This is a genomic window from Kitasatospora sp. NPDC127116 (assembly GCF_042677365.1).
Lineage (GTDB): Bacteria > Actinomycetota > Actinomycetes > Streptomycetales > Streptomycetaceae > Kitasatospora > Kitasatospora lactacystinica.
In genome coordinates this window covers 1-1628 of sequence record NZ_JBHXTL010000299.1, presented here as the reverse complement: position 1 = coordinate 1628, position 1628 = coordinate 1, and the positions used below count along the sequence as shown (strand labels likewise).

At 69.5% G+C, this 1628-nt stretch carries 1 protein-coding gene; it reads right to left on the bottom strand.

The window, feature by feature from the left end:
• Positions 1 to 116: 116 nt before the first annotated feature.
• Complete coding sequence (clpX, locus tag ACFVHV_RS43780) at positions 117 to 1406, bottom strand: ATP-dependent Clp protease ATP-binding subunit ClpX (protein WP_045696864.1); 1290 nt, start codon at positions 1404 to 1406, stop codon at positions 117 to 119.
• Positions 1407 to 1628 lie beyond the last annotated feature (222 nt).

The following is a 1628-nucleotide window of genomic DNA, read 5'->3' as shown; positions in this document are numbered from 1 at the left end:
CTCCCCGGGGGCTCCCCGCGCCCCCTGGTGGGCCCCATTGTGCGGCGGCGTCCCCGGGGGGGGGCCCCCCCCCGTTCGGGGGGGCGGGCCCCCTCCCGTGTCACGGAGGCCTCGGGTCAGGCGCTCTTCTCCCGGCGCTCGCGCTTGATCATGTCGCGCGGCACCAGGGTGGGGATGGCGTGCTTGGAGACCACGTCGCCGGTGACCACCACGCGGGCGACGTCCTGGCGCGAGGGGACCTCGTACATCACGGACATCAGCACCTCCTCCATGATGGCCCGCAGCCCGCGCGCGCCGGTGCCGCGCAGGATCGCCTGGTCGGCGATCGCCTCAAGCGCGTCCCGGGAGAACTCCAGCTCCACGCCGTCCAGTTCGAACAGCTTGCGGTACTGCTTGACCAGCGCGTTGCGCGGCTCGGTGAGGATCTGGAGCAGCGCCTCGCGGTCCAGGTTGTGCACGCTGGTGATCACCGGGAGACGGCCGATGAACTCGGGGATCATGCCGAACTTCACCAGGTCCTCGGGCATCACCTGGCGGAAGTGGTCGCTGGCGTCCGACTCCCGCTTCGAGCGGATGTTGGCGCCGAAGCCGATGCCCTTGGCACCCGCGCGGCCCTCGATGATCCGCTCCAGGCCGGCGAACGCGCCGCCGACGATGAACAGCACGTTGGTGGTGTCGATCTGGATGAACTCCTGGTGCGGGTGCTTGCGCCCGCCCTGCGGCGGCACCGAGGCCGTGGTGCCCTCCAGGATCTTCAGCAGGGCCTGCTGCACGCCCTCGCCGGAGACGTCCCGGGTGATCGACGGGTTCTCGCTCTTGCGCGCGACCTTGTCGATCTCGTCGATGTAGATGATCCCGGTCTCGGCCTTCTTGACGTCGTAGTCGGCCGCCTGGATCAGCTTGAGCAGGATGTTCTCGACGTCCTCGCCGACGTAGCCGGCCTCGGTCAGCGCGGTGGCGTCCGCGATGGCGAACGGCACGTTGAGCATCCGGGCCAGGGTCTGCGCCAGCAGCGTCTTGCCGGAGCCGGTGGGGCCCAGCAGCAGGATGTTGGACTTGGCCAGCTCGATGGCGTCCTCGCGGCCGTTGCCGCCGCTGCGGCCCGCCTCACCGGCCTGGACCCGCTTGTAGTGGTTGTAGACGGCGACCGACAGCGCCTTCTTGGCGAGGTCCTGGCCGACCACGTACTGGTCCAGGAACTCGTAGATCTCGCGCGGCTTCGGGAGCTCCTCGAAGCGCACCTCGGAGGTCTCGGCGAGTTCCTCCTCGATGATCTCGTTGCACAGGTCGATGCACTCGTCGCAGATGTACACGCCTGGGCCGGCGATCAGCTTCTTCACCTGCTTCTGCGACTTGCCGCAGAACGAGCACTTGAGCAGGTCGCCACCGTCTCCGATGCGTGCCACGAGGTGCTTCCCCTTCGCCAGGGGCCCCGCAGGGTTCCGGGGCCTGGTGCTGTGGACCGTCAACGCCGACGGCGCTCGGTCTCGCTATCCGACGGTACTCTGCCGGGCCCGTGATTCCGGCCTCTTCGCCAGGTCTGCCCTACGCCCTGGGCGAATTGATACCGAACAGATGCCGTCGCGCGGGCCCGCCGATGGGCCGGGGCGGGGTGCGCACCCGGGTGC